This is a genomic window from Streptomyces finlayi (genome assembly GCF_014216315.1).
Lineage (GTDB): Bacteria > Actinomycetota > Actinomycetes > Streptomycetales > Streptomycetaceae > Streptomyces > Streptomyces finlayi_A.
In genome coordinates this window covers 3,066,866-3,089,657 of sequence record NZ_CP045702.1, presented here as the reverse complement: position 1 = coordinate 3,089,657, position 22,792 = coordinate 3,066,866, and the positions used below count along the sequence as shown (strand labels likewise).

Below are 22,792 nucleotides of genomic sequence, written 5' to 3'. Positions count from 1 at the left end.
TCAGCGAATCAGTGATGCAGTTCCTTCTCGCGTTCATCGTCGTCGCCCCGCTGCTCGGCGCCGCGGCGGCCCTGCTCCCCGCCCCGCCCGGCCTCAGGGGGAAGAACCCCGGCCAGGCCGTGCTCCGCCACGGAGTGACCGTCACCGGCGTGGTCCTCCTCGCGGCGATCGTCCTGGCCATCGGCTTCGACCACGACCACCCGTCGAAGATGCAGGCCGGTACGGACATCAGCTGGATCCCGGCGCTGGACGTCCGGATCCACCTCGGTGTGGACGGCATCTCGCTCCCCCTCCTCGTCCTGACCGCGCTGCTGACCTTCCTCTGCGCGCTGTACAGCTACTTCAAGATGCCGGCGGGCCCCTCCCCGAAGGCATTCGTCGCACTGGTCCTCGTCCTGGAGTCCGGCACCCTCGCGACCTTCGCCGTCCTCGACCTGCTGCTGTTCTTCCTGGCGTTCGAGATGGTGCTCATCCCGATGTACTTCCTCATCGCCCGCTGGGGCGGCGAGAGGAAGCAGGCCGCCGCCTGGAAGTTCATCCTCTACACACTGCTCGGCTCAGTGATCATGCTGCTGGGCCTGCTCCTCATCGGTCTGAAGAGCGGCACCTTCGACATGGTGGCACTCGCCACTGACAACGGCCGTGGGCTCACCTCGTCCGTGCAGGTCATCGCCGTCCTGGCCATCGGGATCGGCCTCGCCGTGAAGACCCCGATGTGGCCGCTGCACAGCTGGCTCCCCGACGCCCACACCGCCGCCCCGACCGTCGGATCGGTCCTGCTCGCGGGCGTCCTGCTGAAGATGGGCACGTACGGCTTCGTCCGCATCCTGCTGCCCGTCACCCCCGACGGGATGCACACCTTCGCGCCCTACCTGGCCGCGTTCGCGGTGGTCGGCATCATCTACGGATCGCTCGCCTGCCTCGCCCTCGTCCGCCCGGGCGCCAAGGGCGACCTCAAGCGCCTGATCGCCTACTCCTCCGTCGGCCACATGGGCTTCGTCCTGCTCGGCATCGCGACCATGACCCCCACCGGCGTCAACGGCGCGCTGTTCGCCAACATCGCGCACGGCCTCATCACCGGCCTGCTGTTCTTCCTGGTCGGCGCGGTCAAGGACCGGTACGGCACCGCCGACCTCGACACCCTCGCCGGTGCGACCGGAGCCGCGCTCTACGGCCGCGCCCCCCGCCTCGGCGCCCTCCTCGCCTTCGCCGCCGTCGCCTCGCTCGGCCTTCCCGGCCTGGCCGGCTTCTGGGGCGAGATGCTCACCCTGTTCGGCGCGTTCGACCCCGCCGACGGGCTCAGCCGGCCCGCCTTCCGCACCTTCATGGCGATCGGCGCCCTCGGCACACTGCTCACCGCCGCGTACATGCTGCTCGTCGTTCGCCGTGTGTGCATGGGCGAGCCCGCCCAGCACCAGGAGCAGCCGCCCGTGGCGGACATCCAGACCTACGAGTTCGCCGCCTGGACCCCACTCGTCGCCCTCACCGTCCTCGCCGGACTCTGGCCCGCCGTCCTCCTCGGCCTCACCGACCCGGCCGTGCAGAAGCTCCTCGCAGGAGGCAAGTCGTGACCGCAGCCGTCGTCACCACCGCGGCCGAGAGCACCACGAGCCTCGTCCAGTCCGTCGACTGGCTCGCGATCGCGCCCCCCGTCATCGTCGCCGTCGTCGCCCTCGGCGTACTCGTCGCCGACCTCTTCATCAGCGAACGCCGCAAGCCGCTCCTCGGCTACGCGTCCATCGCAGGCCTCGTCGCCGCACTCGCCTTCCTCGTCCCGCTGCGCGCCGGCGACCGTTCCACCTTCTGCGTCTCCGGAACCACCGAAGCGTGCAGCTACACCGCCGATCACTTCGCCCTGGTCATCCAGGCCCTCGTACTCGGCGGCGCCCTGCTCACCGCGCTGCTCTCCCTCGACGACACCCGCAAGCTCCCCGCGGGCGAGTACTGGTTCCTCCTGCTCTCCTCCACCGCCGGCGCCGCGCTCCTGCCCGCCGCCCGCGACCTCGCCACGCTCGTCGTCGCCCTCGAAGTCGCCTCGCTCCCCGCGTTCGCGCTCGTCGGCATCAAGCGCGGCGACCGGCGCTCGTCCGAAGCGGCGCTGAAGTTCTTCCTGTCCTCCGTCGTCGCCACCGCCGTCATGCTCCTGGGCGTCGGCTTCGTGTACGCGACGACCGGCACCCTGCACCTCACGGAGATCGCGGCCCGCCTCGACGACGTGCCGGGCCGGTTCGACACCCTCGCCAAGACGGGCGTCGTCCTCACACTCGTCGGATTCGCGTTCAAGACGGCCGCCGCCCCGTTCCACTTCTGGGTCCCCGACACCTACGTAGGCGCGCCGCTGCCCATCGCCGCGTACCTCTCCGTCGTCGGCAAGGCGGTCGGGTTCTCCGGCCTCATCCTCGTCACCGTGATCGCGTTCCCGTCGTACGCCGACGTCTGGGGCCCGGCCGTCGCCGTCCTCGCCGCGCTCACCATGACCATCGGCAACGTCGCCGCCCTCCGCCAGAGCGCCACCCGCGCCCGCGGCGCCGTCCGCCTGCTCGCCTGGTCGTCCGTGGCCCAGGCCGGATACCTCCTGGTCCCGATCGCCGCCGCCGCGTACTCCAGCGACGAACAGATCGGCTCGACCGTCGCGTACGCCCTGATGTACGCCGTCGTGAACCTCGGCGCCTTCGCGGTGGCCGCCCTGGTGGCCCGTACGCGCCCGGGCAACCGGATCTCCGACTATCGCGGCCTGTACGCAACCCGCCCCCTCACCGCGCTGGCGATGGGCTTCTTCCTGCTCTGTCTGGCCGGTCTGCCGCCCGGCATCATCGGCCTCTTCGCCAAGGTCACCGTGTTCTCGGCGGCCGTGGACGCGGGGCTGGGCTGGCTCGCGGTCGTGATGGCCGTCAACGTCGTGATCGCGCTGTACTACTACCTCCGGTGGACCGCGATCCTCTTCGGGCCCCCGGAGAGGCCCGGGGACGCCACAGAGGCCCCCGCCACCCCCAGGGTCCGCGTCCCGGCCCCCCTCACCACGGCGATCATCCTCACGACCGTCGTCGGCATCGTCCTCTCGGGCGCCCCGCAGCTCGTCCTCAGGTTCGCCGCGGTCAACCTCTTCTGATCCTCCCGCTCCGCACCTGCCAAAGATCGGTTTGCCCGCAGCAGCCGGCCCACGGCATGGTCTTGCCTGCCTAACGTCACGTATTGAGCAATGAGGAGTAACAGCGGTGCTGAACGGGTTCAAGGACTTCATCCTGCGCGGGAACGTCATCTCGCTGGCCATCGGCCTGGCCGTCGGAGCGGCGTTCACGGCCGTCGTCACAGGCTTCAGTACGGCCTTCATCACGCCGCTGATCGGCCTCGCCACCGGTTCCGTGGGTGACTTCAGCGCGGCGCGGTTCACCATCGACGGCGCGATCTTCCCGTACGGAAAGTTCCTCGCCGCCGCCATCGCCTTCATCATCACCGCCGCCGTCCTCTACTTCTTCGTCGTCGTGCCCATGGCCAAGGTGCAGAACCGATTCACGGCCAAGGAGGAAGAGACGAAGGCCGACATCAAGGCCGCTCTGCGCGACTGCCCCCACTGCTTCTCGGAGATCCCGGCCGTCGCCTCCCGCTGCGGTCACTGCACCAGCGAGGTCGAGCCCGACCATGAGGCTCTGGTGCTCGCGGGTCTTCCCGCCCAGCGCTGAGACAGTCGCGAAGACGCCCTCCGAACACGGCACAGGCGGCGGCCCGCCACCCGGACGGCCTACGCCCGCTGCCCCCGCGCACAAGGGAACTAGCTCTCCTCGCCTGGCGTTGACCAGTACGGGAGGCTCCACTGAGGAGTGGAGCACCGCCAAGCAAAGGGTTCCCCTGCTGCATGATTTGGAGGGCGTACCGTGCACCGCCGGCACAACGGGCTGAGAACCGCCGTACTCCTCGGGGGCCTGTCAGCACTCATCATCGTCATCGGCAGCTTCTTCGGGCGCACGGGGCTGATCGTGGCCCTCGTCGTCGCGATCGGCACGAACGCCTACGCGTACTGGAACAGCGACAAGCTCTCGCTCCGCGCCATGCGGGCCAGGCCCGTCAGCGAGTTCGAGGCGCCACAGCTCTATCGCATCGTCCGAGAGCTCTCGACCGCCGCCCGCCAGCCCATGCCCAGGCTCTACATCTCCCCGACCCAGGCACCCAACGCGTTCGCCACAGGCCGCAACCCACGCAACGCGGCCGTGTGTTGCACCGAGGGCATCCTCCAGATCCTCGACGAACGCGAGCTGCGCGGGGTGCTGGGGCACGAGCTGAGCCACGTCTACAACCGGGACATCCTGATCTCGTCCGTCGCGGGAGCGCTCGCCTCCGTCATCATGTTCCTGGTCAACTTCGCCTGGCTGATTCCGGTCGGGCGGTCCAACGACGACGAGGGCCCCGGCCTCTTCGGGATGCTGCTGATCATGATCCTGGGCCCGCTCGCGGCCTCGGTGATCCAGCTCGCCGTCAGTCGCTCCCGGGAGTTCGAGGCGGACGCCTCGGGGGCCCAGCTCACCGGTGACCCGCTGGCCCTTGCCAGTGCGCTGCGCAAGCTCGACGCCGGTACGAAGCAGCTTCCCCTGCCGTCCGAGCCGAAGATCGAGACAGCGAGCCACATGATGATCGCGAATCCCTTCGGCCCCGGCCGGGGCATGTCCAAGATGTTCTCCACCCACCCGCCGATGGCGGAACGCATCGCCCGGCTCGAGCAGATGGCAGGTCATCGCCCGTGAAGACAATTCTGAACGTCATTTGGCTGGTTCTCTGCGGTTTCTGGATGTTCCTCGGCTACCTGGCCGCAGGGCTCCTGCTTTGCATCACGATCATCGGCATCCCGTTCGGCCTGGCGGCGTTTCGCATCGGCGTCTACGCCCTCTGGCCGTTCGGCTACACGGTCGTGGACCGCCGGGACGCGGGAGGGCCTTCCTGCGTGGGGAACGTCCTCTGGCTGGTCCTCGCCGGCTGGTGGCTCGCCCTCGGTCACATCGTGACGGGCATCGCCCTCTGCATCACGATCATCGGTATCCCGCTGGGCATCGCCAACTTCAAACTGATTCCTGTCTCGCTGATGCCGTTCGGCAAGGAAATCGTCCGCTCGGACCAGCCGTTCGGTTCCCGGTAGAGGCCTCCAGCACAAGCCTCCGGCACAAGCCCCCGAAGCGGCGAGAATCACACATGGCCCCGGAACCCCCCGTACCGCACGGACGTCTTGGATTCCAGGACCGGACAAGGGGCAGGGGCCAGGCATGGGCATCATCAGCTGGATCATTCTCGGACTGCTGGCCGGAGCGATAGCGAAGGTTCTGCTGCCCGGCCGCGACCCCGGCGGCCTCGTCGGAACCACGCTCATCGGGATCGTAGGCGCCTTCCTCGGGGGCTGGCTGTCCTCGCGTTACCTGGACCGTCCCATCAGCAACGACTTCTACGACACGGCGACCTGGGTCGCGGCCGTCGGGGGCTCGCTCGTCCTGCTCATCGCCTACCGGCTGCTCTTCGGCAACTCCCGCGAACGGCGCTGAACCGCCGCCCGCCGTGGGCCTAGGTCCTGTCTGGAGTTCCCCCGCGGCGTCGCGGCGTCCGGCACCGCCGCCTCCGGCGTTGTCGTCAGTCGCGAGGGCTCCGCCATCGCTCCCTCCTCCGCCTTGGATTCGACGGCACCGGACGCCGCTCCTTCTCCCGCGCTGGAACTCCAGACAGGACCTAGAAAGCTGCTGAAGATCTTGTGTGGGGGCTGTCCGGCCGTGGGCCGGGCGGCCCTTTCGCTATGCGGTGGGCGGGGTGAGGGCCCAGGTGTCGCCGGTTCGGGTGAGTCCGAGGTGGATCAGTCGGCGGAGGTTGAGGGCTGCTGCGCGGTGGTGGAGCCAGGTGTCGTTCTTCAGGACGCCGCGGTAGGGCACTCTGCGGTTGCCCCGTGCGACGAGCCAGGCGATGGCCCGTTCGACCGGTGGCCGCCAACGCCGGTACTCGGCTTGCCAGCCGGGGCTGGTGGCAGCCTCGTCACGGGCGGCCTTGAGCAGGTCGTACTTGGCGTGGACGGTGAAGACCCGGCCGGTCTTGGACTTCGTGCAGTGTTCCCGCAGCGGACAGCCGGTGCACAGTTTCTTGAACTGGGCCTGGCGTTCGCCGCCCCGGCGGACCTGGCCAAGGGGAACGGTGTGTCCGGCCGGGCAGGTGACCTGCCCGTTCGTGGTGTCGACGTCGAAGTCGTCGGCGGTGAAACCGCCGGGGACGGCCGGCCGCAGCGGTGGTGGCTTGAGGACCAGGTGGTGTCCCTGCTCTTGCAGGTGCTCGCGTAACTCGCCGGTGCCGTAAGCGGCATCGCCCAGGACTGTGACCGGGGATTCCTCGTCGGCGAGGAGATCCCGGGCGACGGCTGCCTCGTGGTTGTGGGCTCCGCTGCCGGCGGTCAGCGCGACCTCGGTGAACAGCCCTTCCTCGGGCTCGAACGCCACATGGGCACGGAAACCCTCCTGGTGGCGGGAGCGGTTCTTGTGGATGTGCCGGGCCTCGGAATCGACCGTGGAAACGGTGCGGTCGTAGACCGTGCGACGGGCGATGCGCCACCGCCCGTCCCGCCCGTCGGAGCCGTCGACGGGTTCCACGTCCTGCCCGGCGACCAGCGCGAGAAGGCCGACCGCGTGCGCCGCAGCCTCTCCCAGCTCCTGCTCGGGCAGCCGGCCCAGCAGGTTCAGTGCGTCGGTGACCAGGGCATCGACCAGATCGGCGCGGGCCTGCTCGTCGTTCCAGACGATCTTCGGTTTGCCCGGATCGGTGTAGTCGTGGGCGGTGCACCACCGGTCGGCGACCTGCTGGGCGCCCGGGACCTCGCGGACCACCCGGCGGACCGCGGCGACCAGCTGAGTGACCGTGTCCTGGGTGGCGACCGCGTCGTCCAACACCGTCGAGTCCAGCGCCCGGCGCTGCTTCCCCTTGAGCACACCGGTGGCCGCGACGACCTCCCTGACCTTCGCGAACAGCCGGTTCGGGTCACCGGAGCGCTGCAGTCGACGACGGAAATACGTCAACAATGACGGATCAAACGCAGTGTCATGCAGCCCGAGTCCGCACGCGGCCTTCCAGCGCAGATCGCAGCGCAACTCCTGCACCGTCTCGAAATCCGAGAGCCCGTGCAGGCTCTGGAGCACCACCGTGGCGGCCAGCACCTGCGGCGGCAACGAGGGACGCCCGTTCGTCGAGGGATACATGTCCGTGAACATGGCACCGGGGAAGATGACCTCGCGATGCTCAGCCAGAAACGCGAACACACTCCCGGCCGGGATCAACTCCCGGCACGTCTCCCACACGTCCTCGCCGACGCTCTCCCCAGCCCATTCCCCCTGCATGAACACAAGACTGGCCCCACTCCACCCGGAGCGGGGCCAGAACCCAATATTTTCAGCAATCTTCTAGAGCCCGGTCTCGCGCAGGGTCAGATTGAGCCGGCCATCACGCATCCCGCTCACGGGATCGGCCGTCCCCGGATACACCCGGGGCACCCCGTGGAACGCGTAACGCGACGGGCCGCCGAACACGAACAGGTCGCCCGACTCCAACTCCACGTCCGTGTAGGGACGTCCCCTGTGCCCGGTGTTGCCGAAGCGGAACACGCACCGGTCGCCGATGCTCAGCGACACCACAGGAGCCGGGGAGCGCTCCTCCTTGTCCTGATGCATACCCATCCGTGCCGCGCCGTCATAGAAGTTGATCAGCGCGGTGTCCGGTGCGTACGCCTCGGCGGCACGCTCGTCCCCGTACGCCTCGGCCACCGCCGCCCGTCCCAGCTCGCCGAGCCAGCCGGGGAACGGGGCGACCCGCGCGCCGTTCACATCACCGGCCGTGCGCGCATAGTGGTAAGGCTGCCAGTGCCACCCCAGGCACAGCGACCTGACGGACATCACGCCACCACCCGGCAGCACCATGTGCCTCAAAGGCACCGGCCCCCGGGCCCACTCCCGGCACGCCTGGACCAACTCCCGCTGCCGTTCCGCCGAGAGCCAGTCGGGCACATGGACGGCACCAGGGGCCACGACGGTCCGAGGCCGCGGAAAAAGACCTGACACCGGGACACCACCCTTCACCTGAGCGGAGAAGCCATCCTGCGCGCCGTGTTCACCGTCCGGCCAGCGGGGCACCCTCAAGCCCCAGCAGCCGCTTCTTGCTCTCCACCCCGCCCGCATAGCCGCGCAGCTCGCCGTCCGCACCGATGACCCGGTGACAGGGCCGCACGATCAGCAGCGGGTTGCGTCCGATCGCGGTCCCCACGGCCCGTACGCCCGGCCCGGCCGAACCGATCTGCTCGGCCACCTGGCCGTACGACACCGTCTCCCCGTACGGAATGGAGTCCAGCGCCTTCCAGACACGCCGCTGGAAGTCCGTGCCCACACCGTCGGCGTACGGGATGTCGAAACGGGTCAGCCGCCCGTCGAAGTACGCCGCCAGCTGACCGGCGATCCCGGCGAACGCCTCAGGTTCGTGGGCCCAGCCGTCCTGGACCTCCGAACCGCCCTTCTGACCCGGCAGGGACAGCGAAGCCAGCGCGACACCGGAGAGGCCAGGAACCCCGGCTGCTGCTCCGGCCTGCCGCTCGCCGACGAGCAGCAGCTCACCCAGCGGGCTGCCGACCCTCGCGTACATCGTCATGACCGTCTCACTCCTCGCCGTATCGCTTCCTGCCCTGCCCTGCCGATTCTCCGACCCGCACCGCGGAACGACCGGCGGAATTCGGACATCACATCCACCACCCGTACTCAACCGCCCGCGCCAACCGCCCGCATCATCACCCAGAACCCGGCATCGACACCCGGCACCCACCCGCAACGCATACGGGGCGACCGCGCCGACCGGCACGCCCGCCCCGTCGGTGACTGCCCCGAGGCAGTCACCGCACTACCGGTAGTTCGCGAACTGCACCGCGAAGTCGAGGTCCTTCTCCTTCAGCAGGGACTGGACGGCCTGCAGGTCGTCCCGGCTCTTCGAGCTGACCCGCAGCTCGTCGCCCTGGACGAGCGCCTTGACGCCCTTGGGGCCCTCGTCGCGAATGATCTTCGCCACCTTCTTGGCGTTCTCCTGGGAGATGCCTTCCTCGATCGTGGCGAAGATCTTGTACTCCTTGCCGGAGAGCTGCGGCTCGCCCGCGTCCAGTGCCTTCAGCGAGATACCGCGCTTGACCAGCTTGGACTGGAAGATGTCGAGGATGGCCTTGACCCGCTCCTCGCCGTTCGCCTCCATCAGGATCTTCTCGCCGGACCACGAGATCGTGGCGCCCGTGCCCTTGAAGTCGTAGCGCTGCGAGATCTCCTTGGCGGCCTGGTTGAGGGCGTTGTCGACCTCCTGCCGCTCGACCTTCGAGACGATGTCGAAACTGGAGTCGGCCATGACGTGTGGCTCCTTGCGTCGAATGCGTTCGGGTACGCCCAAAGCCTAGCCATCCCGGCCCGTCGAACGTGCTGATCAACTGGGTAGCGGAGCACCCCCAGTCATCAGGTAGTGTTTACGTCGTCGCCAAGGAGTCCTCACGGACCGCCGAGGCGGTGTTCGAGGCGGCGTGCCCGAGTGGCCAAAGGGAGCAGACTGTAAATCTGCCGGCTCAGCCTACCCAGGTTCGAACCCTGGCGCCGCCACACGAACGAGAGGGCCCGTGAACAGCAGAGATGCTGTTCACGGGCCCTTTTGCATGGGCGCCATGTCTGCGTCGCGTCGGCACTACTCGCCGAGGAGCCCGGCCGGTCGCTGCGGCCTCCTGGTCGTCCACCCGTGCGCCGACCCGGACTTGTTGGCCGCAACATCCGCCGAAAACCAGTCAGTTGCCCGCGATGCCCTTCACCGCGACCGTCAGCGGCACGTTCCCGGAGATGAGCTCCAGGGTGAGGCCCGCGCTGGCCGGGGTGTCCAGAAGCTCCGCGAGCGTGGCGGCCACGTCGTCGCGCGGTACCGGGCCGCGGCCCGTGGAGGCCGCCAGCAGGATCTGGCCGGTGCCGGCGTCGTTCGTGAGCATGCCCGGGCGCAGGATCGTCCAGTCCAGCGAGGGCCTGGAACGTACGTATTCGTCGGCCTCGCCCTTGGCGCGCTGATAGATGTCGAACACCTCGTGGCCGGGGTGGCCGGCATCGGCGCCCATTGACGAAACCACCACGTAGCGCCGCACGCCCGCCCGTTCCGCGGCGTCGGCGAAGAGCACCGCCGCTCCCCGGTCGACCGTGTCCTTGCGGGTGGGGTCGCTGTCCGGGCCCGCCCCGGCGGCGAACACCAGGGCGTCCGCGCCGCGCAGCACCTCCGCGGTCTCCTCGACGGAAGCCGACTCCAGGTCGAGGACGACCGGTTCGGCGCCCACGTCCCGGAGATCGTCCGCCTGTTCGGGATTGCGGATGATCCCTACCGCCTCGTCTCCGCGTGCAGCGAGCAGCCGCTCGAGCCGCAGCGCGATCTGACCATGTCCACCTGCGATGACAATGCGCATGCTCCCGACCGTACGCCGCGACGGGCGGCCGTGCTCACGTCCCATGCCCGGGACCCTGGCCCGGTCCGGCATCCGGCGGGCAGGAACCATCCGAAGGCGGCACCTTCCCGACGCGGCCCTGGCGGGGCAGATCGAGCGCGACCGCCACCTCCGAGTCGCAGTACTCGCGTACCGCGCTGGTCCGCGCGACCACCCGGCCCCGGTGGATCACGATCCTGCTGTACGCCAGGGAGAGCACACCCGCGAGCCGTTCCCCGCGCACGGCGAGCAGCTCGGCGGGGAAGCCCGCCTCGACGCGCACCTCAGGCAGCCCCATGGCCGCCCTGGCCGCCGCTGAGACGGCCTCGTAGGCGTGCTCGGCGCGCAGGCCGTGCTGGGAGGCCAGGAGGTAGGCGGCCTCGAGGGGGTCGCCGCGGCCCACGGGGTTGACGGCGTCCCGCAGCGCACCGCTGCCCGCCGCGACCCGGACCCCGGCGGCCCGCAGCAGCCGTACGGGTGCGGAGCCCCGGCGCTGGGCACCGCAACAGCCGCCCTGTGGGAGGCAGATGACAGTCACTCCGGCGGCCGCCAGCTGGTCGGCGGCGCGGACGGCGGCTTCCGGAGGCAGGTGCGACAGACCTCCGCACGGGCCGATGGAGACGCCGGGACGCAGCCCGCCCGCCATGGCCGCGAGCCGCGCCAGCCGGGCCGGGTCGTCACTGTCCGTGTGCAGATCCACCGGGCAGCCGTGCTCGGCGGCGATCTCCAGAACGGCTTCGGCGTATCCGGCCGGGTCCGGATCGAGGTCCGGGCAGCCGCCGACCACACCCGCGCCCATCTTCACCGCGTCGCGCAGCATGGCGAGGCTGTCGGCCCCCGCGACGCCGGTGAGCAGCCGGGGTACGGCGACGGGGGTGAGGTCGGCGAGCCCCCGCAGTGCGCGCCGGGCCTGGAGGACGGCTTCGAGCGGCGCGAGCCCCTGGACGTCCCCGATGCGCACGTGGGAGCGCAGCGCGGTCGCGCCGTGGCCGACCTGGAGCAGGGCGGCCTCGGTGGCGCGCCGCTGGATGTCCTCGGGGAGATGGGATGCCGGGCCCGGGCTGTCGGGCCCGGCACTGTCGGCGGTGAGTGCCGTGTCGCTGTGCGCGTGAGGCTCGACGGGCGCCGGCAGCAGCAGATAGCCACGCAGGTCCACACGGGTCCCGCGGGCGGCCAGGCTGCCGGCGGTGCCGACGGCTTCGATACGGCCGCCACCGAGCCGTACGTCCACGATGCGGCCGTCGGTGAGCCGGGCGCCGCACAGCACCGGTGCCGGGTCGGGGGTGGAGCCCGCGGCGGGGCTGCTCGCGGGGCCGGCCGCGCTGTCGTCGGGCCGCCGCGGCTGGCTGTCGGGCATCGTGCTCCTGGCTCCTGGAGGGGGTGGCGCTCACGCAGAGTGAGTCGAGCCTAGGGCGGTGCCCGGCCCGCTTCGATGAGGAGCTCAATAGTCGTACCGGCGTGGCCGCCCGTCAGCCGGCCGGGCCGTTGTCCGGCGACGGGTCGACGGGGTGCGTGGCCGGACAGCGGCCCGGCCGGGAGTCTGTTCGGGAGCTCGCTCAGGAGTCCGATCAAGGCCCTGGTCAGGGCCTTGATCAAGGGGCTGGATGCGGGTCCGGGTGACGCCGGGAAGAAGCCCATGGAAACGGATTTGGGCGACGGCCACAGACCGTGTAATGTCTTCATCGCTCGCCCCAATAGCTCAGTCGGTAGAGCGTCTCCATGGTAAGGAGAAGGTCTGCGGTTCGATTCCGCATTGGGGCTCTGGTGATCGGGAAACCCCGCTTCGGCGGGGGGACTCGTCATCAAAGCGGTGTAGCTCAGTCGGTAGAGCAAGCGGCTCATAATCGCTGTGTCACCGGTTCAAGTCCGGTCACCGCTACTTACGGTAGCCGATTGTGGGGTCGGTCCTTCGATCGGCTACTCTTTTTTGCGTTCATCCGTCCATCCTGTCCGTCCAAGGAGCACTCACGTGGCTGCCACCGACGTCCGCCCGAAGATCACGCTGGCCTGCGTGGAGTGCAAGGAGCGGAACTACATCACCAAGAAGAACCGGCGTAACAACCCGGACCGTCTTGAGATGAAGAAGCACTGCCCGCGCTGCAAGTCGCACACCGCGCACCGCGAAACCCGCTAAACAGGCTCGTTCACGAGGCCGTCCCCATTGGGGGCGGCCTCGTGTCGTTTCTCAGGGCCGCACTCCGGCCCCTTCGTCTTTGCATCAGGAGGGAACGAGCCCATGGCGCTCGACCAGTCCTTCGTGGGACGGACCTATCCGCCCACCACCCCGTACGAGGTCGGCCGGGAGAAGATCCGCGAGTTCGCCGAGGCGGTGGGCGACACGAATCCCGCGTACACCGATCCGCAGGCGGCGGCCGCTCTCGGTCACGCCGATGTGATCGCCCCGCCGACTTTCGTCTTCTCCATCACGTTCAAGGCCGCGGGCGATGTCGTGCGGGACCCGCAGCTGGGCCTGGACTACAGCCGTGTGGTGCACCGGGATCAGAAGTTCGCGTACATGCGTCCGGTACGGGCGGGGGACCGGCTCACGGTCACCTCGACGATCGAGGGCATCAAGTCCCTAGCGGGCAACGACATCGTGGACGTCCGCGGTGAGGTCCACGACGAGGCCGGCGAGCACGTGGTGACCGCCTGGACGAAGCTGGTGGCCCGCGCCGCCGAGGAGGCGTGATGACGGCGAAGGTGTCCTACGAGTCGGTCGAGGTCGGTACGGAGCTGCCGGCGCAGTCCTTCCCGGTCACCCGCGCGACGCTGGTTCAGTACGCGGGAGCCTCCGGCGACTTCAACCCGATCCACTGGAACGAGAAGTTCGCGCGCGAGGTCGGGCTGCCGGACGTGATCGCGCACGGCATGTTCACCATGGCCGAGGCGATCCGTGTGGTCACGGACTGGGTCGGCGACCCCGGAGCGGTCGTCGAGTACGGCGTGCGTTTCACCAAGCCGGTCGTCGTCCCGAACGATGACAAGGGTGTGCTCGTCGAGGTCAGCGGCAAGGTGGCCGCCCTGCTGGACGACAACCAGGTGCGGGTCGACCTGACGGCCGTGAGTGACGGCCAGAAGGTGCTGGGCATGTCCCGCGCCGTGGTCCGGCTCGCCTGAAGGCCATAGCTGTGCGTAAGGGGCGTCCCTCCAGGAGGGGCGCCCCTTACGTGTTTACGGTCACTCGCTTGCCAAGTTAGTGATCAGCCAATAACTTAATTCCATGACCAGGATGAGTGCGGAGGACCGGCGCGAGAGCGCCGTGCGGGCGGCGATCGCCGAGTTCGCCCGCGGTGGGTACAACGGCACGTCCACGGAGGCGATCGCCAAACGGGTCGGCGTCTCGCAGCCGTATCTCTTCCGTCTCTTCCCCAACAAGCAGGCCATGTTCCTTGCCGCCTCCGAACGCTGCCTCAGGGACACCCGCCAGGTGTTCATGGAAGCCGCCGAGGGGCTGGAGGCGGAGGAAGCGCTCCACGCCATGGCGAGGGCCTATCAGCGGCTCATCGTCGACGACGCGGACAAGCTGCTGATGCAGATGCAGACGTACGCGGCCGTCGCGGCGGCCGAGGCGTCGGGAGACCGCGAGTTCGGCGAGTCGATTCGCCGGAGCTGGGCCGCGATGTGGGACGAGATCCACGTCGTCCTCGGGGCGGACCAGCACGAGACCACCACGTTCCTGGCGTACGGGATGCTCGTGAACACCCTGGCCTCGCTGGGCTTTCCGGCGGACCACCGCGTCTGGTCCGGGTTCTATCCCTCGGCCAGGCCGACGGCCGCGTCCGCGCCGGATGACCGGATGGCGACCGGATGACGCGATGGACTGTCCCGCCGACCCACTGATCCCGCCCGACCCACTGATCCCGCCCGATCCACTGTCTGGCCCCGTCATGGATCGATCCCTGCCGGATCCATCGAGTGCGCAGCTCCGCCCGGGCCCGGCCCGGTTTTCTGTCCAGCGAAGTTAGTCATCGATAACTAACCCATGGAGGGGTAGTGGACCAGCACACAGCCGGCCGCGGGGGAGCGGTCTGGGCTCTCGTCATCACCAGCATCGCGAGCTTCATGGCCGCCCTGGACAACCTCGTCGTGACCACCGCCCTGCCGTCCATCAAGGAGAGTCTCGGCGGTGGACTCGAAGAGCTCGAATGGACGGTGAACGCCTACACGCTCACCTTCGCCGTACTGCTGATGACCGGCGCCGCACTCGGTGACCGCTTCGGCCGCCGCCGGCTCTTCATGGTGGGACTCGGCATCTTCACCGCCGCCTCCGCCGCGGCCGCCCTCTCGCCCGGGATCAGCGAACTCATCGCCTTCCGCGCGGTCCAGGGCGTCGGTGCGGCGATCATGATGCCGCTGACCCTCACCCTGCTCACCGCAGCCGTCCCGCCCGCCCGGCGCGGCATGGCCCTCGGCATCTTCGGCGCCGTCACCGGACTCGCCGTCGCCAGCGGGCCGCTCGTCGGAGGCAGCCTCACCGAACACGTCTCCTGGCAGTGGATCTTCTGGCTGAACGTCCCGATCGGACTGATCCTGCTCCCGGTGGCCCGGCTGCGCCTGCGCGAGTCCTCCGCCCCGGACGCCCGGCTCGACCTCCCCGGCACCCTCCTCGTCAGCGCCGGCCTCTTCGGCATCGTCTACGCACTCGTCAGCGCCGCGGGCGACGGCTGGACCAGTCCCACCGTCCTGACGGGCCTGATCATCGGAACCGCGCTCCTGGCCTGGTTCGTGCGGCACGGCTTAGTTGCGAAGAACCCCGTGCTCCCCATGCGCCTGTTCCGCGACCGCGCCTTCTTCGGGATCAACATCGCCGGCCTGCTGATGTTCCTGGGAATGTTCGGGTCGATCTTCCTGCTCAGCCAGTTCCTGCAGAGCGGGCTCGGCTACACGCCCACCGAGGCCGGTCTCCGGATGCTGCCGTGGACCGGAATGCCGATGCTGGTGGCCCCGATCGCCGGCTACCTCTCCGACCGCTACGGCGGCCGCCCCGTCGTCGTGACCGGGCTCGCGCTCCAGGCCCTCGGGCTCGCGCTCTTCGCGATAATCCTGGCACCCGATGTGAGTTACGCCGCCCAGCTGCCGGGTCTGATCGTCGGAGGCATCGGCATGGCGATGTACTTCGCCCCCGCCGCCAGCCTCGTGATGTCCAGCGTCCGCGACGACGAGCAGGGCATCGCCTCCGGGTCCAACAACGCGCTGCGGGAGGTCGGCGGAGCGCTCGGAGTCGCCGTGCTCGCGTCCGTCTTCGCGGCCCGGGGCGGGTTCGAATCGCCCCAGGCGTTCTCGGACGGGACCGTTCCCGCCCTCTGGATCGGCTCCGGAGCCGTGGCTCTCGGCGCGCTCGTCGCCCTGATGATCCCCGGCCGCCGCGCCACCGCCGAGACCCCGGCCCCGGAACCGGCCGAGGACCGGACCACTGTCGCCGCCTGACCGGCCGCGCTGCCCTACGGTCCGTGGCCCCGCCCGAGCGGTGGGCCCACGGACCGTACTCTTGTCCCCGTGCAGGAACTCCACGACGCCCCCCTCGCCCCCCTGACCACCTTCCGGCTCGGCGGCCCCGCGACCCGCCTCCTCACGGCGACCACCGATGCCGAGGTGGTCGCCGCCGTGCGCGAGGCCGACGAGACGTCCACGCCACTCCTGGTGATCGGCGGCGGCTCCAACCTCGTCATCGGGGACAAGGGCTTCGAGGGCACCGCGCTGCGTATCGCGACCCAGGGCTTCGCCCTGTCCGGTACGACGCTGGAGCTGGCCGCCGGCGAGGTCTGGACCGACGCCGTCGCACGCACCGTGGAAGCGGGCCTCGCGGGCATCGAGTGCCTGGCCGGAATCCCGGGCTCCGCGGGTGCGACGCCGATCCAGAACGTCGGTGCGTACGGGCAGGAGGTGTCCTCCACCATCTCGGAGGTCGTCGCCTACGACCGCCGTACCCGGGAGACGGTCACCCTTGCGAACGCCGCGTGCGCCTTCTCGTACCGGCACAGCCGCTTCAAGGCCGAACCCGACCGCTACGTGGTGCTCCGCGTCCGCTTCGAGCTGGAGGACGCCGGCGGTCTGTCCGCCCCCCTGCGGTACGCCGAGACGGCACGCGTCATGGGCGTGGAGCAGGGAGAGCGCGTTGCGGCGGCGGATGCCCGGGAAACGGTCCTCCGGCTCCGCGCGGGCAAGGGCATGGTCCTGGACCCCGAGGACCACGACACCTGGTCGGCCGGGTCCTTCTTCACCAACCCCGTCCTGGACCCGGCGCAGTACGAGGCGTTCCTCGCCCGCGCCAAGGACCGCCTGGGCGACGACGTGACGCCGCCCGCGTTCCCCGCGGCCGACGGCAACACCAAGACCTCCGCGGCCTGGCTGATCGACAGGGCCGGGTTCACCAAGGGGTTCGGCACCGGCCCGGCCCGGATCTCCACCAAGCACACGCTCGCCCTCACCAACCGGGGCGACGCGACCACCGAAGACCTGCTGGCCCTTGCCCGCGAGGTGGTGGCAGGCGTCCACGAGGCGTTCGGCGTCACGCTCGTGAACGAGCCGGTGACGGTCGGCATCGCCCTCTGACCATGGCTTGGGCCAGGACTGCCCCATCACCATGCGCACCGCCCGGTTCGTACGGCAGGCGACGGAGGCGGGGCGGCACCAGGTGACGGCCGGAGCCGCCGATCAGCCGAGCCGGCGGATCAGCCGAGCAGCCACGCGTCGATGCCGCCGAGCAGCTTCTCCCGTACGTCCGACGGCGCCGCCGACCCCCGTACGGACTGCCGTGCCAGCTCGGCCAGCTCCTCGTCGGTGAAGGCGTGGTGCCGCCGTACGAAGTCGTACTGGGCGGCCAGCCGGGAGCCGAAGAGCAGCGGATCGTCCGCGCCGAGCGCCATCGGCACGCCCGCGTCGAAGAGCGTGCGGACGGGGACGTCCGCAGGCTTCTCGTAGACCCCGAGTGCCACGTTGGAGGCCGGGCAGACCTCGCAGGTCACCCCGCGCTCCGCCAGCCTGTACAGCAGCCGGGGGTCCTCGGCGGCCCGTACACCGTGCCCGATACGGGACGCGTCGAGGTCGTCCATGCAGTCCCGGACGCTCGAAGGACCGGACAGCTCGCCGCCGTGCGGGGCCGCGAGCAGGCCGCCCTCGCGGGCGATGGCGAAGGCCCGGTCGAAGTCACGGGCCATGCCGCGGCGTTCGTCGTTGGAGAGCCCGAAGCCGACGACACCGCGGTCGGCGTACCGCACGGCCAGCCGTGCCAGCGTGCGCGCGTCCAGCGGATGCTTCATGCGGTTGGCCGCGATGACGACCCGGATACCGAGCCCGGTGTCCCGGGCCGCGGAGTCCACCGCGTCGAGGATGATCTCGATCGCCGGGATCAGCCCGCCGAGCAGCGGGGCGTACGAGGTGGGGTCGACCTGGATCTCCAGCCACCCCGAGCCGTCCGCGACGTCCTCCTGGGCGGCCTCGCGCACGAGCCGCTGGATGTCCTCCGGCGAGCGGAGACAGGACCGGGCGATGTCGTAGAGCCGCTGGAAACGGAACCAGCCCCGCTCGTCCGTCGCCCGCAGACTCGGCGGCTCGCCCCCGGTCAGCGCCTCGGGCAGGTGCACGCCGTACTTGTCGGCGAGTTCCAGCAGCGTCGTGGGCCGCATCGACCCGGTGAAGTGCAGGTGCAGGTGGGCCTTGGGCAACTGACGTACATCGCGCTCCATCCCAGGATCCTGCCGCACGGGCCGGGCCTCGCGGTAGCCGCTTTCCCTCTTGGGACGGTCATCGAACAAAAAAGCAGACCCCCGGACGGAAGCCGGGGGTCTGCCTGTTCGACGGGTGAGGCGGGGGACCGTCAGTCCTTGGCCTCGCTCAGGAGCTTCTGGAGCCGTGTGACGCCCTCGACGAGGTCCGTGTCACCGAGCGCGTACGACAGCCGCAGATAGCCGGGTGTACCGAACGCCTCGCCCGGTACGACGGCGACCTCGGCCTCGTCCAGGATGAGCGCCGCGAGCTCGACGGAGGTGGCCGGACGCTTGCCGCGGAGCTCCTTGCCGAGCAGGCCCTTCACCGAGGGGTACACGTAGAACGCGCCCTCGGGGGTCGGGCACACGACACCGTCGATCTCGTTGAGCATCCGCACGATGGTCCCGCGGCGACGGTCGAAGGCGGTGCGCATCTCGTCGACCGCGTCCAGGTTCCCGGACACGGCGGCCAGCGCTGCGACCTGGGCGACGTTGGAGACGTTGGACGTGGCGTGCGACTGGAGGTTGGTCGCCGCCTTCACGACGTCCTTGGGGCCGATGATCCACCCGACACGCCAGCCGGTCATCGCGTACGTCTTGGCGACACCGTTGACGACGATGCACTTGTCGCGCAGCTCGGGCAGGACCGCCGGGAGCGAGGTGAACGTGGCGTCGCCGTAGACGAGGTGCTCGTAGATCTCGTCGGTCATCACCCACAGGCCGTGCTCGACGGCCCAGCGGCCGATGGCCTCGGCGTCGGCCGCGCTGTAGACGGCGCCGGTCGGGTTGGACGGCGAGACGAAGAGGACGACCTTCGTGCGCTCGGTGCGCGCCGCTTCGAGCTGCTCTACGGAGACCCGGTAACCGGTGGTCTCGTCGGCCACCACCTCGACGGGGACACCGCCTGCGAGACGGATCGACTCCGGGTAGGTGGTCCAGTAGGGGGCCGGGACGATGACCTCGTCGCCCGGGTCGAGGATCGCGGCGAATGCCTGGTAGATGGCCTGCTTACCGCCGTTGGTCACCAGGACCTGGGACGCGTCGACCTCGTAGCCGGAGTCGCGCAGCGTCTTCTCTACGATGGCGGCCTTGAGCTCGGGGAGCCCGCCGGCCGGGGTGTAGCGGTGGTACTTCGGGTTGCGGCATGCCTCGACCGCCGCTTCGACGATGTAGTCGGGCGTCGGGAAGTCGGGCTCACCGGCGCCGAAGCCGATCACCGGACGGCCGGCGGCCTTCAGGGCCTTGGCCTTGGCGTCGACGGCGAGGGTCGCGGACTCGGAAATCGCACCGATGCGGGCGGAGACCCGACGCTCGGAGGGAGAAGTTGCAGCGCTCATGGCGCCCATGCTCCCAGACCGGAAAAGGCGTCGGCACACGGGTTTCAGGGACCGGACAGCACTCGGACAGCATGCGGACAGGAACGGTCGGTTCCTATCTGTTCGACGCGGCGGCCCTGAGCACGTACACTCACCTGTCGTTGGCCTTCACCGGTCACACCGTTCTCGCGCCCGGTCCATCCGGGAGGCAATGCGGTAGGTTGGTGGAAACCACAAAGGGTCGTAGCTCAATTGGTAGAGCACTGGTCTCCAAAACCAGCGGTTGGGGGTTCAAGTCCCTCCGGCCCTGCTTCACACGTCTTCGCCAGGATGTGTGCGCATGTACGTACTTCATTGCACAGTCGTGCGGCTCCCCCGGGCGCGGCACGGCCACGACCCGGAATCAGGTGAGTAGCGTGACGGACGCCGTGGGCTCCATCGACATGCCTGATGCCGAGGATGAAGCCCCTGAGTCGAAGAAGAAGACTCGGAAGGGCGGTAAGCGCGGCAAGAAGGGCCCTCTGGGCCGTCTCGCGCTGTTCTACCGCCAGATCGTCGCCGAGTTGCGCAAGGTCGTCTGGCCGACTCGCAACCAGCTCACGACGTACACATCCGTGGTGATCGTGTTCGTGGTCGTCATGATCGGTCTCGTTACCGTGATTGACTTCGGATTCGCGCGGGTCGTCAAGTACGTCTTCGGCTGATCCCGCGGAGGGCGCCTCACCGGCGCCCCTTTCGCACGTTCCACCCATTTGTATCCAGGAAGAAGCAGCCATCGTGTCTGACCCGAACCTGAACGACGCCGCCGAGCCTACGGTGGACGCCGTCGAGTCCGCCGAGGACGAGCTCGACATCGTTGAGGCGGCGGATTCCGTGGAGCCCGACCAGGCCGAAGCTGCCGACGAAGCCGCGGGTGAGTCCTCCGAGGAGGACGCCGTGCACGTCGAGTCCGACGCTGATGAGTCCGCGGACGAGGCGTCCGACGAGGAGCTCGCCGACGACGAGAGTGCCGACGAGGAAGAGGCCGAGCCGGCCGCCCCCGTCGACCCCGTCACCGCCCTCCGTGAGGAGCTCCGCACTCTCCCCGGCGAGTGGTACGTCATCCACACGTACGCCGGTTACGAGAAGCGCGTGAAGGCCAACCTCGAACAGCGCGCCGTCTCCCTCAACGTCGAGGAGTTCGTCTACCAGGCGGAAGTCCCCGAGGAAGAGATCGTTCAGATCAAGAACGGTGAGCGGAAGAACGTCCGTCAGAACAAGCTCCCGGGTTACGTCCTGGTGCGCATGGACCTGACGAACGAGTCCTGGGGCGTTGTCCGCAACACCCCCGGCGTCACCGGCTTCGTGGGCAACGCCTACGACCCGTACCCGCTGACCCTCGACGAGATCGTCAAGATGCTCGCCCCCGAGGCCGAGGAGAAGGCGGCCCGCGAGGCGGCCGAGGCCGAGGGCAAGCCCGCTCCGTCCCGCAAGGTCGAGGTCCAGGTGCTGGACTTCGAGGTGGGTGACTCGGTCACCGTCACCGACGGCCCGTTCGCGACGCTCCAGGCGACGATCAACGAGATCAACGCCGACTCGAAGAAGGTCAAGGGCCTCGTCGAGATCTTCGGTCGCGAGACCCCGGTCGAGCTCAGCTTCGACCAGATCCAGAAGAACTAGCGGCTTCCGCAGCTTTCTGGTCACATGCCTACCGAGCAGGTCAGACCGGCTTTCGCAGCCGTCTGACCTGCTCGTTTTTGGTCGCGCGGCTATACCCGTTATCGTTGCGCGGTATGCCTGCATCCGGATAACTGGATGTCGGCGAAAAACTCTCACTAGGACCCGGAGAGAGCAATGCCTCCCAAGAAGAAGAAGATCACGGGGCTTATCAAGCTCCAGATCAACGCCGGTGCGGCCAACCCGGCGCCGCCGGTCGGTCCCGCGCTGGGCCAGCACGGCGTCAACATCATGGAGTTCTGCAAGGCCTACAACGCCGCGACCGAGTCGCAGCGTGGCATGGTCGTGCCGGTGGAGATCACGGTCTACGACGACCGCTCCTTCACCTTCATCACGAAGACTCCGCCGGCCGCCAAGCTGATCCTCAAGGCCGCGGGTGTGGACAAGGGCTCCGGCGAGCCGCACAAGACCAAGGTCGCCAAGCTGACGGCTGCCCAGGTCCGCGAGATCGCCACGACGAAGCTCCCCGACCTGAACGCCAACGACCTCGACGCCGCGTCGAAGATCATCGCTGGCACCGCCCGTTCCATGGGCATCACGGTCGAAGGCTGATCCAGCCCTTCAAGCCCTCAGTGGTAGGACCAAGCGCTGGTCCGCACCACGACTCCACACTCTGAAACCACAGGAGTAGAAGTGAAGCGCAGCAAGAACCTCCGCGCTGCGGACGCAAAGATCGACCGGGAGCGTTTCTACGCCCCGCTCGAGGCCGTCCGTATCGCCAAGGACACCGCCGCCACCAAGTTCGACGGCACCGTCGAGGTCGCGTTCTGCCTGGGTGTTGACCCTCGCAAGGCCGACCAGATGGTCCGTGGCACCGTGAACCTCCCGCACGGCACCGGCAAGACCGCCCGGGTCCTGGTCTTCGCGACCGGTGACCGTGCTGCGGCCGCGGAAGCCGCGGGCGCCGACATCGTCGGCTCCGACGAGCTCATCGACGAGGTGGCGAAGGGCCGTCTGGACTTCGACGCCGTCGTCGCCACTCCGGACCTCATGGGCAAGGTCGGCCGCCTGGGCCGCGTGCTCGGTCCGCGTGGTCTGATGCCGAACCCGAAGACCGGCACCGTCACCCCCGATGTCGTCAAGGCTGTCAACGACATCAAGGGCGGCAAGATCGAGTTCCGCGTCGACAAGCACTCGAACCTGCACTTCATCATCGGCAAGGTTTCCTTCGACGAGACGAAGCTGGTCGAGAACTACGCCGCGGCGCTGGAGGAGATCCTCCGTCTGAAGCCGTCCGCAGCGAAGGGCCGCTTCATCAAGAAGGCGGTCATGAGCACGACGATGGGCCCCGGCATCCCGCTGGACTCCAACCGCGTGCGCAACCTCCTCGTCGAGGAGGACCCGGCCTCCGTCTGAGCCCCCGTGCTCACCCGGTAGCCGCGTCACGGCATTCCGACGGGCCCCGTACCTTCCGAGGTACGGGGCCCGTCCCCGTTCCCGCGGGGGCGTTTCCGGCGCCGGAGAGCCCGGACGACCGCGTTCCAAACCTCCCGCACTGCTCGGAACGGCACGGATTTGCTCCGCGTGCCCCGGGTCGCGTAGTCTCCTCAAGAAGCCAAAGACCGCTGGTCGTTGCT

24 protein-coding genes and 4 tRNA genes are annotated in these 22,792 nt (G+C 69.2%); 20 read left to right on the top strand and 8 right to left on the bottom strand.

Annotated features, from left to right (window positions below):
- Positions 1-14 precede the first annotated feature (14 nt).
- The 6 genes from F0344_RS14140 to F0344_RS14115 all read left to right on the top strand — a co-directional run bounded on the left by F0344_RS14140 (position 15) and on the right by F0344_RS14115 (position 5,522).
- A complete protein-coding gene (locus F0344_RS14140; protein WP_185302677.1) occupies positions 15-1,571 on the top strand; it encodes a complex I subunit 4 family protein in 1,557 nt (518 codons plus the stop codon).
- Entirely contained in the window at positions 1,568-3,109 is a 1,542-nt protein-coding gene (locus F0344_RS14135) for an NADH-quinone oxidoreductase subunit N (RefSeq protein ID WP_258049940.1), read from the top strand. The genes F0344_RS14140 and F0344_RS14135 overlap by 4 nt, the downstream gene beginning before the upstream one ends.
- Positions 3,110-3,215: 106 nt before the next feature.
- Positions 3,216-3,680: a large conductance mechanosensitive channel protein MscL gene (mscL, locus tag F0344_RS14130; RefSeq protein WP_185299121.1), complete on the top strand. Its 465-nt coding sequence runs from the start codon at positions 3,216-3,218 to the stop codon at positions 3,678-3,680.
- 192 nt (positions 3,681-3,872) lie between these two features.
- Positions 3,873-4,736, top strand: coding sequence for a zinc metalloprotease HtpX (gene htpX / locus F0344_RS14125; RefSeq protein ID WP_185299120.1), 864 nt, complete (start codon positions 3,873-3,875; stop codon positions 4,734-4,736).
- The gene (locus tag F0344_RS14120; protein WP_185299119.1) at positions 4,733-5,125 is read left to right on the top strand and encodes a YccF domain-containing protein; all 393 of its coding nucleotides are present in this window, start codon (positions 4,733-4,735) and stop codon (positions 5,123-5,125) included. Before htpX ends, F0344_RS14120 begins: the two co-directional genes overlap by 4 nt.
- 124 nt (positions 5,126-5,249) lie before the next feature.
- Positions 5,250-5,522 (top strand): GlsB/YeaQ/YmgE family stress response membrane protein, encoded by a 273-nt coding sequence (locus F0344_RS14115; RefSeq protein ID WP_185299118.1) that lies wholly within the window; start codon positions 5,250-5,252, stop codon positions 5,520-5,522.
- A 243-nt stretch (positions 5,523-5,765) separates the two neighbouring features.
- Here F0344_RS14115 and F0344_RS14110 read toward each other — a convergent pair whose 3' ends face one another.
- From F0344_RS14110 to F0344_RS14095, 4 genes are all read right to left on the bottom strand, one after another.
- Complete coding sequence (locus tag F0344_RS14110; protein WP_185298508.1) at positions 5,766-7,346, bottom strand: IS1182 family transposase; 1,581 nt, start codon at positions 7,344-7,346, stop codon at positions 5,766-5,768.
- 63 nt (positions 7,347-7,409) lie between these two features.
- Positions 7,410-8,063, bottom strand: a complete 654-nt coding sequence (locus F0344_RS14105) for an alpha-ketoglutarate-dependent dioxygenase AlkB family protein (protein ID WP_258049939.1) — start codon at positions 8,061-8,063, stop codon at positions 7,410-7,412.
- Between the two features lie 49 nt (positions 8,064-8,112).
- Positions 8,113-8,643: a methylated-DNA--[protein]-cysteine S-methyltransferase gene (locus tag F0344_RS14100; protein ID WP_185299116.1), complete on the bottom strand. Its 531-nt coding sequence runs from the start codon at positions 8,641-8,643 to the stop codon at positions 8,113-8,115.
- Between the two features lie 246 nt (positions 8,644-8,889).
- Positions 8,890-9,378 carry a YajQ family cyclic di-GMP-binding protein gene (locus F0344_RS14095; protein WP_185299115.1) on the bottom strand — a complete coding sequence of 163 codons (489 nt, stop codon included), beginning with the start codon at positions 9,376-9,378 and terminating at the stop codon, positions 8,890-8,892.
- Between the two features lie 163 nt (positions 9,379-9,541).
- On the opposite strand from F0344_RS14095, the gene F0344_RS14090 reads away from it, so the two are divergent.
- Positions 9,542-9,623, top strand: a tRNA-Tyr gene (locus tag F0344_RS14090).
- A gap of 179 nt (positions 9,624-9,802) precedes the next feature.
- Here the strand turns inward: F0344_RS14090 and F0344_RS14085 are convergent.
- Together F0344_RS14085 and F0344_RS14080 are read right to left on the bottom strand one after the other, a co-directional pair.
- On the bottom strand, positions 9,803-10,459 hold the full coding sequence (locus tag F0344_RS14085; protein ID WP_185299114.1) for an SDR family oxidoreductase: 657 nt from the start codon (positions 10,457-10,459) through the stop codon (positions 9,803-9,805).
- Between the two features lie 34 nt (positions 10,460-10,493).
- The gene (locus F0344_RS14080; RefSeq protein WP_185299113.1) at positions 10,494-11,834 is read right to left on the bottom strand and encodes an amidohydrolase family protein; all 1,341 of its coding nucleotides are present in this window, start codon (positions 11,832-11,834) and stop codon (positions 10,494-10,496) included.
- A gap of 331 nt (positions 11,835-12,165) precedes the next feature.
- Here F0344_RS14080 and F0344_RS14075 point away from each other — a divergent pair.
- The 8 genes from F0344_RS14075 to F0344_RS14040 all read left to right on the top strand — a co-directional run bounded on the left by F0344_RS14075 (position 12,166) and on the right by F0344_RS14040 (position 17,029).
- Positions 12,166-12,238, top strand: a tRNA-Thr gene (locus F0344_RS14075).
- Positions 12,239-12,283: 45 nt separating this feature from the next.
- A tRNA-Met gene (locus F0344_RS14070) sits at positions 12,284-12,356 on the top strand.
- A gap of 90 nt (positions 12,357-12,446) precedes the next feature.
- Positions 12,447-12,611 (top strand): 50S ribosomal protein L33, encoded by a 165-nt coding sequence (gene rpmG / locus F0344_RS14065; RefSeq protein ID WP_158989327.1) that lies wholly within the window; start codon positions 12,447-12,449, stop codon positions 12,609-12,611.
- Between the two features lie 102 nt (positions 12,612-12,713).
- Positions 12,714-13,166, top strand: coding sequence for a MaoC family dehydratase N-terminal domain-containing protein (locus F0344_RS14060; RefSeq protein ID WP_185299112.1), 453 nt, complete (start codon positions 12,714-12,716; stop codon positions 13,164-13,166).
- A complete protein-coding gene (locus F0344_RS14055) occupies positions 13,166-13,594 on the top strand; it encodes a MaoC family dehydratase (protein WP_185299111.1) in 429 nt (142 codons plus the stop codon). Before F0344_RS14060 ends, F0344_RS14055 begins: the two co-directional genes overlap by 1 nt.
- A 112-nt stretch (positions 13,595-13,706) precedes the next feature.
- Complete coding sequence (locus F0344_RS14050; RefSeq protein WP_185302676.1) at positions 13,707-14,288, top strand: TetR/AcrR family transcriptional regulator; 582 nt, start codon at positions 13,707-13,709, stop codon at positions 14,286-14,288.
- A gap of 182 nt (positions 14,289-14,470) precedes the next feature.
- Positions 14,471-15,904 carry an MFS transporter gene (locus F0344_RS14045; RefSeq protein ID WP_185299110.1) on the top strand — a complete coding sequence of 478 codons (1,434 nt, stop codon included), beginning with the start codon at positions 14,471-14,473 and terminating at the stop codon, positions 15,902-15,904.
- 69 nt (positions 15,905-15,973) lie between these two features.
- A complete protein-coding gene (locus F0344_RS14040) occupies positions 15,974-17,029 on the top strand; it encodes a UDP-N-acetylmuramate dehydrogenase (protein ID WP_185299109.1) in 1,056 nt (351 codons plus the stop codon).
- Between the two features lie 119 nt (positions 17,030-17,148).
- On the opposite strand, the gene F0344_RS14035 is transcribed toward F0344_RS14040, so the two are convergent.
- Entirely contained in the window at positions 17,149-18,162 is a 1,014-nt protein-coding gene (locus tag F0344_RS14035) for an adenosine deaminase (protein WP_185299108.1), read from the bottom strand.
- A 131-nt stretch (positions 18,163-18,293) separates the two neighbouring features.
- Positions 18,294-19,520, bottom strand: a complete 1,227-nt coding sequence (locus tag F0344_RS14030; protein ID WP_185299107.1) for a pyridoxal phosphate-dependent aminotransferase — start codon at positions 19,518-19,520, stop codon at positions 18,294-18,296.
- A 216-nt stretch (positions 19,521-19,736) separates the two neighbouring features.
- Here F0344_RS14030 and F0344_RS14025 point away from each other — a divergent pair.
- The 5 genes from F0344_RS14025 (at position 19,737) to rplA (ending at position 22,571) form a co-directional block, all read left to right on the top strand.
- Positions 19,737-19,809, top strand: a tRNA-Trp gene (locus tag F0344_RS14025).
- Between the two features lie 106 nt (positions 19,810-19,915).
- Positions 19,916-20,203 carry a preprotein translocase subunit SecE gene (secE, locus tag F0344_RS14020; RefSeq protein ID WP_185299106.1) on the top strand — a complete coding sequence of 96 codons (288 nt, stop codon included), beginning with the start codon at positions 19,916-19,918 and terminating at the stop codon, positions 20,201-20,203.
- A 73-nt stretch (positions 20,204-20,276) separates the two neighbouring features.
- The gene (gene nusG, locus F0344_RS14015) at positions 20,277-21,158 is read left to right on the top strand and encodes a transcription termination/antitermination protein NusG (RefSeq protein WP_185299105.1); all 882 of its coding nucleotides are present in this window, start codon (positions 20,277-20,279) and stop codon (positions 21,156-21,158) included.
- A 174-nt stretch (positions 21,159-21,332) separates the two neighbouring features.
- On the top strand, positions 21,333-21,767 hold the full coding sequence (gene rplK / locus F0344_RS14010; RefSeq protein WP_073740413.1) for a 50S ribosomal protein L11: 435 nt from the start codon (positions 21,333-21,335) through the stop codon (positions 21,765-21,767).
- 81 nt (positions 21,768-21,848) lie between these two features.
- Positions 21,849-22,571 (top strand): 50S ribosomal protein L1, encoded by a 723-nt coding sequence (gene rplA / locus F0344_RS14005; protein ID WP_185299104.1) that lies wholly within the window; start codon positions 21,849-21,851, stop codon positions 22,569-22,571.
- Positions 22,572-22,792 lie beyond the last annotated feature (221 nt).

Bases quoted from the DNA above. Each gene is read 5' to 3' on its own strand.
- F0344_RS14140 (WP_185302677.1), top strand. From the start codon at position 15: ATGCAGTTCCTTCTCGCGTTCATCGTCGTCGCCCCGCTGCTCGGCGCC.
- F0344_RS14115 (WP_185299118.1), top strand. From the start codon at position 5,250: ATGGGCATCATCAGCTGGATCATTCTCGGACTGCTGGCCGGAGCGATA.
- F0344_RS14110 (WP_185298508.1), bottom strand. From the start codon at position 7,346: ATGCAGGGGGAATGGGCTGGGGAGAGCGTCGGCGAGGACGTGTGGGAG.
- F0344_RS14100 (WP_185299116.1), bottom strand. From the start codon at position 8,643: ATGACGATGTACGCGAGGGTCGGCAGCCCGCTGGGTGAGCTGCTGCTC.
- F0344_RS14095 (WP_185299115.1), bottom strand. From the start codon at position 9,378: ATGGCCGACTCCAGTTTCGACATCGTCTCGAAGGTCGAGCGGCAGGAG.
- F0344_RS14085 (WP_185299114.1), bottom strand. From the start codon at position 10,459: ATGCGCATTGTCATCGCAGGTGGACATGGTCAGATCGCGCTGCGGCTC.
- F0344_RS14080 (WP_185299113.1), bottom strand. From the start codon at position 11,834: ATGCCCGACAGCCAGCCGCGGCGGCCCGACGACAGCGCGGCCGGCCCC.
- F0344_RS14060 (WP_185299112.1), top strand. From the start codon at position 12,714: ATGGCGCTCGACCAGTCCTTCGTGGGACGGACCTATCCGCCCACCACC.
- F0344_RS14055 (WP_185299111.1), top strand. From the start codon at position 13,166: ATGACGGCGAAGGTGTCCTACGAGTCGGTCGAGGTCGGTACGGAGCTG.
- F0344_RS14050 (WP_185302676.1), top strand. From the start codon at position 13,707: ATGAGTGCGGAGGACCGGCGCGAGAGCGCCGTGCGGGCGGCGATCGCC.
- F0344_RS14035 (WP_185299108.1), bottom strand. From the start codon at position 18,162: ATGGAGCGCGATGTACGTCAGTTGCCCAAGGCCCACCTGCACCTGCAC.
- F0344_RS14030 (WP_185299107.1), bottom strand. From the start codon at position 19,520: ATGAGCGCTGCAACTTCTCCCTCCGAGCGTCGGGTCTCCGCCCGCATC.
- rplK (WP_073740413.1), top strand. From the start codon at position 21,333: ATGCCTCCCAAGAAGAAGAAGATCACGGGGCTTATCAAGCTCCAGATC.